This window comes from Sedimentitalea sp. XS_ASV28 (assembly GCF_041224545.1).
Taxonomy (GTDB): Bacteria; Pseudomonadota; Alphaproteobacteria; order Rhodobacterales; family Rhodobacteraceae; genus Sedimentitalea.
In genome coordinates this window covers 82682-88839 of the sequence record NZ_JBGFGP010000105.1, presented here as the reverse complement: position 1 = coordinate 88839, position 6158 = coordinate 82682, and the positions used below count along the sequence as shown (strand labels likewise).

General features: G+C 62.3%; 7 protein-coding genes. 4 read left to right on the top strand and 3 right to left on the bottom strand.

Translation table 11 applies throughout. From position 1 onward, the window contains the following. A partial coding sequence (locus AB9K34_RS07095) for a transposase (protein ID WP_287883799.1) occupies window positions 1-135 on the top strand: 135 nt, incomplete at its 5' end. Between the two features lie 66 nt (window positions 136-201). Here the strand turns inward: AB9K34_RS07095 and msrA are convergent. Next, window positions 202-708 carry a peptide-methionine (S)-S-oxide reductase MsrA gene (msrA, locus tag AB9K34_RS07090; protein WP_369953724.1) on the bottom strand — a complete coding sequence of 169 codons (507 nt, stop codon included), beginning with the start codon at window positions 706-708 and terminating at the stop codon, window positions 202-204. Next, the gene (gene msrB / locus AB9K34_RS07085) at window positions 705-1154 is read right to left on the bottom strand and encodes a peptide-methionine (R)-S-oxide reductase MsrB (protein ID WP_369953723.1); all 450 of its coding nucleotides are present in this window, start codon (window positions 1152-1154) and stop codon (window positions 705-707) included. Before msrB ends, msrA begins: the two co-directional genes overlap by 4 nt. Before the next feature lie 144 nt (window positions 1155-1298). Here msrB and AB9K34_RS07080 point away from each other — a divergent pair, with 144 nt between their 5' ends. Then, window positions 1299-1823: a glutathione peroxidase gene (locus tag AB9K34_RS07080; protein ID WP_369953722.1), complete on the top strand. Its 525-nt coding sequence runs from the start codon at window positions 1299-1301 to the stop codon at window positions 1821-1823. Between the two features lie 109 nt (window positions 1824-1932). Next, window positions 1933-4230 carry a heavy metal translocating P-type ATPase gene (locus AB9K34_RS07075; protein ID WP_369953721.1) on the top strand — a complete coding sequence of 766 codons (2298 nt, stop codon included), beginning with the start codon at window positions 1933-1935 and terminating at the stop codon, window positions 4228-4230. A 108-nt stretch (window positions 4231-4338) separates the two neighbouring features. Here the strand turns inward: AB9K34_RS07075 and AB9K34_RS07070 are convergent, their stop codons facing one another. Continuing rightward, window positions 4339-4929, bottom strand: coding sequence for an outer membrane protein (locus tag AB9K34_RS07070; protein ID WP_369953720.1), 591 nt, complete (start codon window positions 4927-4929; stop codon window positions 4339-4341). A 288-nt stretch (window positions 4930-5217) separates the two neighbouring features. On the opposite strand from AB9K34_RS07070, the gene AB9K34_RS07065 reads away from it, so the two are divergent. Continuing rightward, a complete protein-coding gene (locus tag AB9K34_RS07065; RefSeq protein WP_369953719.1) occupies window positions 5218-6150 on the top strand; it encodes a ketopantoate reductase family protein in 933 nt (310 codons plus the stop codon). Window positions 6151-6158: the final 8 nt, after the last annotated feature.

Genomic DNA, 6158 nt, shown 5'->3' with positions numbered 1-6158 from the left:
CTGGTCGAGCGCTGCTTCAACAAGCTCAAAAACGCCCGGCGCGTCGCCACCCGCTACGACAAGACCGCCGAGAGCTTCCTTGGCTTCATCGACATCACATCTATCCGCCTATGGCTCCGCCATTTGTCAACATGACCTAGGGCATTTGACGAAGACCCGGCGCCGGTCGGCGACACCGGGTCTCAGCCACATGCGCGCGTTCTAGGACGCCTTGGCGCGCCTCGGCAACACCCAGTCCGGACGCGCGAAATGGCAGGTGTACCCGTGCGGTATCCGCTCGAGATAATCCTGATGTTCCGGTTCCGCCTCCCAGAACGCGCCTGCCGGCTCGACTTCCGTCACGACCTTGCCGGGCCAGAGGCCCGACGCCTCGACATCGGCGATGGTATCAAGCGCAATTTCCTTCTGGGTCTCATCCACATAGTAGATTGCCGACCGGTAGCTCATCCCCCGGTCGTTTCCCTGACGGTTGGGCGTGGTCGGATCGTGGATCTGGAAAAAGAACTCCAAGAGGTCGCGATAGCTGATCCTCGAAGGGTCAAACAGAATCTCGATCCCCTCGGCATGGGTGCCATGGTCGCGATAGGTCGCATTGGGCACGTCGCCGCCGGTATAGCCCACGCGGGTCTTCTCGACGCCGGGTTTCTTGCGGATCAGATCCTGCATGCCCCAGAAACAGCCACCGGCCAATACTGCGCGTTCGGTCATCGTATGTCCTCCACCTGATCAAGATAGTCCGCGTATCCTTCGGCCTCCATGTCGTCGCGGTGAATGAACCGCAGGCTGGCCGAGTTGATGCAATAGCGCATGCCGCCCCGGTCGCGCGGCCCGTCCGGAAACACATGACCCAGATGGCTATCGCCATGCACGCTGCGCACTTCGGTGCGGATCATGCCAAGCGAGCGGTCCTCGATCTCGTTGACCAGCGCCGGTTCGATGGCCTTGGTGAAACTGGGCCAGCCACATCCGGATTCGTATTTGTCCGATGACGCGAACAAGGGTTCGCCCGACACGATATCGACATAAATGCCCGGCTCCTTGTTATGCAGCAACGCGCCCGTACCGGGGCGTTCCGTCCCGCTTTCCTGGGTCACGTGGAACTGCTCGGGGCTGAGCGCGGCGATACGGTCCGGGTCTTTGGAATAGTTCGGCATATTGGTCCTCCGCCATGTGATCAGAAACAGTATTTGGTCTGTGGCGACGGAAATCAAAGGATTGTTTCATCCCGCTCGCGCGGACGTGCTAGAATGATCCGGCACCCGGCCAGCGACGTACAAGGCTCGGGTTTGGAGGACAACATGAAACATCTGCTTGCTGCGATTGCGCTTACGATTGTCGCCCAGTCCGGTCTGGCCGGTGGTGTCAGCGGTACATTTCCTTCCATCGACGGCGGTTCGCTGTCTATCGAAGACTGGCGGGGGCATCCCGTGCTGGTCGTGAACACCGCCTCGCAATGCGGCTTTACCGGGCAATACGCCGACCTTCAGCGCCTGTATGACCGCTATCGCGAGCGGGGGCTGGTGGTGCTCGCGGTTCCTTCAGACGATTTCAACCAGGAACTCGCAACCGCCGCAGAGGTCAAGCAGTTCTGCGAGCTGAACTATGATCTGGACCTGCCGATGACCGATATCAGCAACGTCAGGGGAGCCGCCGCGCACTCGTTTTACCGGGCGGTGCGGGATGCAACGGGTTTCGAGCCCGCGTGGAACTTCAACAAGATCCTGATCGCTCCGGATGGCAGTGTCAGCGCCACCTGGGGGGCGTCGGTCACGCCGGTTTCGCGCAAGGTGACGCAGAAGATCGAAGCGCTGCTGCAACGCTGATCCGCTTGCCCCGCAGGCGGCACCATCCGCAACGCACATTTTCCGGCGCTGACCTTTCAATCACGCAGGGTCACACCTATTCTAAAAAGACATAGTGCGAGCGAGTGTCATGCCCCAGAACCAAACCATTCAGTTGCAGGTGTCCGGCTTGTCCTGCGCGTCTTGCGTCGGACGTGCCGAGCGCGCGCTGCAATCTGCCCCTGGCGTCGTCACCGCAACGGTCAACCTGGCGACAGAGACCGCGACGGTCGATTTCGACAAGTCCTTGACCTCTGCGGAGAAACTTGCCGATGTAGTCAGCGACGCCGGCTATCCCGCCGTGCTCAAGACACCCGAAGCCGCCCCGGTGGACAAATCCGCCGAGATCACCAGGCTCGGGCGTGTAACGCTCGTCGCGGCGGTGCTGACGCTGCCGGTATTCCTGCTTGAGATGGGATCGCATTTCATTCCGGGCGTACATGACCTGATTGCCGACACCATCGGCACCCGGAACAGTCAAATCCTGCAATTCGTACTCACCACCATCATCCTGTTCGGTCCCGGCTTGCAGTTCTATACCAAGGGCATCCCCGCATTGCTCCGCCGCGCGCCCGACATGAACTCGCTGGTGGCGATTGGCACGCTCGCGGCCTACGGGTTTTCGGTTGTCGCCACCTTCGCACCCGACCTGCTGCCTGCGGGAACGGCGAATGTATATTTCGAAGCGGCGGCCGTCATCGTCGTTCTGATCCTGCTCGGCCGGTATCTCGAAGCGCGCGCCAAGGGGCGCACCGGCGACGCGATCCGCAAGCTGATCAAGCTGCGCAGCGGCGTGGCCCGTGTCGAACGCGGCGACGAGACACTCGACTTGCCCATCGAAGAGATCGCGGTCGGTGACGTGATACAGGTCCGTCCCGGCGAGCGTATTGCCGTGGACGGCGTGGTTCTGTCTGGCACCTCCTTCGTGAACGAGAGCATGATCACCGGCGAATCGATCCCCGTCGCCAAGGAGGCCGACGCTGCGGTGATCGGCGGCACGATCAACGGCACCGGAGCCTTCCGTTTCCGCGCGACCCGCGTTGGCGCCGATACCATGCTGGCCCGGATCATCGGCATGGTAGAGCAGGCCCAGGCGGCGAAACTGCCCATTCAGGGCCTGGTCGACCGCATCACCGCCTGGTTCGTGCCTGCGGTGATGATCGGCGCCGCGGTCACGATGCTGGCCTGGCTTGTCTTTGGCCCGGAGCCTGCGCTGTCCCATGCGCTGGTCGCTGGCGTGTCGGTGCTCATCATCGCCTGCCCCTGCGCCATGGGGCTGGCGACGCCGACCTCGATCATGGTGGGCACCGGGCGCGCGGCCGAGATGGGCGTATTCTTTCGCAAGGGCGACGCGCTGCAATTGCTGCAAGAGGTGGACGTCGTCGCACTGGACAAGACCGGCACCCTGACACGGGGACAACCCGCCCTGACCGACCTCGTCACGGCAGAGGGGCAGGATCGGAACCGCGTTCTCGGCCTGATCGCCGCGGTCGAGGCGCTGTCCGAACATCCGATTGCCGAGGCGATCACCCGCGCCGCGGACGAGGCCCGGCTGCCCATTGCGGAGGCGGGAGATTTCCAGTCCTTGACCGGGCTGGGCGCACAGGCGCGTGTCGATGGGCATCTGGTTCAGATCGGATCGGACGCCTTCATGTCGCGAAACGATATCGACCTGGGCGAACTTGCCGAAACCGGCTCTGCGCTGGCGCGCACCGGGCGCACCGCCCTTTATGCCGCGATTGACGGCACGATTGCGGCTGCGATCGGTGTTGCCGACCCGATCAAGCCAACCACCCCTGCCGCAATCAAGGCGTTTCACGACATGGGATTGCGGGTCGCGATGATCTCGGGCGACAACCCCGCGACCGCCGAGGCCATCGCGGATGAGCTGGGCATCGACACGGTTGTCGCCGGGGTCTTGCCCGACGGCAAGGTCGCGGCGCTTGAGCAGCTGCGGGGCGACGGCAAGCTGGCCTTTGTCGGCGATGGCATCAATGACGCCCCGGCGCTCGCCTCGGCCGATGTGGGCATCGCGGTCGGCAGCGGAACGGATATCGCGATCGAGGCCGCCGACGTGGTGTTGATCTCGGGCGATCTGACCGGTGTGGCGCATGCCTTCGACATTTCGTCCCAGACGATGCGCAACATCCGCCAGAACCTGTTCTGGGCCTTTGGCTACAACGTTCTGCTGATCCCGGTCGCGGCCGGCGTCTTCTATCCGCTATTCGGCTGGATGCTGTCACCCGTTCTGGCCGCTGCCGCGATGGCAATGTCCTCGGTCTTCGTTGTGACCAATGCCCTGCGCCTGCGCCATGCGAAACCCGCGCGCTTTGCAGCCCTGTCAAAGGGCGCGGCCACATCGCGGGTGAGCGATCCAGCGCCGACCTGAGCCTTGCCCGAGAACAACACGCCAGACAGCAGAAGGCCCGCAATCGAATGATTGCGGGCCATTTTGATTGTAATCGGACGCGTTGGGATTGTAATCGGACGCGTTGGATCAGAAGCGGAATGCGGTCCTGAGGTAGATCGTGCTCAGATCGACATCGCCGCCGCCGGAGCCGATATCGTTGAAACTCTGATAGAGATACTCGACGCCAAAGGTCCAGTTGTCATCCACCCACCAATCATATCCAAGACCGATCGCGTATCCGTCGCTGCTTCCGTCGAAGAAATCACCGACCCCGTTCAGATCGGTATAAGCATAGCCAAGGCTACCATAGAGCATGCCGTTGCCAAGCTCGTACCCGGCAATCACATTCAGGCGCGCGATCCCGTCGAAATCCGCGGATTCACCCGTGTCAGGGTTGTTGATGGTGATATTGGCCCAGTCATACTGAAGTTCCGGTCCGAGATACCAGCCGTTGCCGATGCCCCAGAGATAGCCACCCGAAATGCCGCCGATGACACTGTCGCTGTCAAAATCGGTGATGGTGTCGCCGACACTGCCGAGATCGAAATCGCCATAGGCATATCCGAGTTGCACACCCAGATACCCGCCGTCAAAATCACCGGCCTGTGCCGGGGCCATCGCCAGAGCCGCCGTCGCAGCCGTGGCAAGAAGGAGAGCGGTAGTGGTGCGTTTTCTCATGATAGTTCTCCCGATTTTACGAGTTAAATTGCCGCGAAGCAGAAATGCCCGCCCGACCACCGGACAGACACTATGGGAACGTTAACTAAGGTTACCATAGAGTAAATCAAGTGCGCGCGCCACAACCAAAGGTAAATGACGTCATCAGTCGATACCGAAATGACACAGTCCCGCCGGATGCAAAAACCGGTTCGCGCATCTGGCCCGGGCAGTGTGTATCGCTCAAATATTCTGGGCTTCTTGCTGGTGATGGCCTAGCGTGAGGAGCGGGACATGCGGAGGACGGTCATGAAAATCGCAACCATGGCAACCGGCGGCATCGGCGGCTTTCTCGCGGTGCGCCTGACGCAGGCCGGTCATCAGGTCGCAACAATCGCGCGCGGCGCGCATCTGAGCGCGATCCGTGAAAACGGGCTTACACTGAACGCGCCGGACGGCGACGAGGGTGCAACGACCATCACCCCCTGGATTGCCACCGATGATCCGGCGCAGGTCGGTCCGGTTGACGCCATCGTCTTTGGCGTCAAGGGAAACGCGCTGGAAAGTGCCGCTGCCGCATGCCTGCCGATGATCGGCCCGGACACGGTCGTCATCCCGTTCCTGAACGGGGTAGAGGCGGCCGACCGTCTGCTGGGCATCCTGCCCGAGCACAGTGTCGCCAAGGGCGTCGCGCATATCTCGACCACGATCAGCGCGCCGGGTGTCATCCAACAGGTCGGAACCTTCAATCGCTTTGTCTTTGCCGAACGTGACAGCCGCAGGTCGGCGCGCATCGACGCGTTGCGGTCCGCTTTCAATGCAGCCGGAGCCTCATCACCGGCCACCATGAATATCGACAGGGAACTGTGGTCGAAATTCGTGCTGTTCTCGGCGATGTCCGGGATCACGGCGGCGGCCCGGTGCCGTATCGGCGATGTGCTGGAGCAGCCACCGCTCGCCGAATTGTTCCAGGCAGTGGTGGCGGAAACGGCTGCGGTTGCGCGGGCGCGCGGCGTTGCCTTGCCATCCACAGCCGAGCAGGACACCTGGCGGATCGTTCTGGGGTTGCCAAAAGACATGCGCGCATCGACCGCGATAGACGTGGAAGCGGGCAGACCGCTGGAAATCGACTGGGTGTCGGGCGCGGTGCCACGGCTGGCGCAGGAGGTAGGCCTGTCGGCCCCGGCGAATTCGATGTTATACGCCGTCCTCCTGCCGCACAAAGGCGGCAAAGGGAGCTGAGGGGCGCT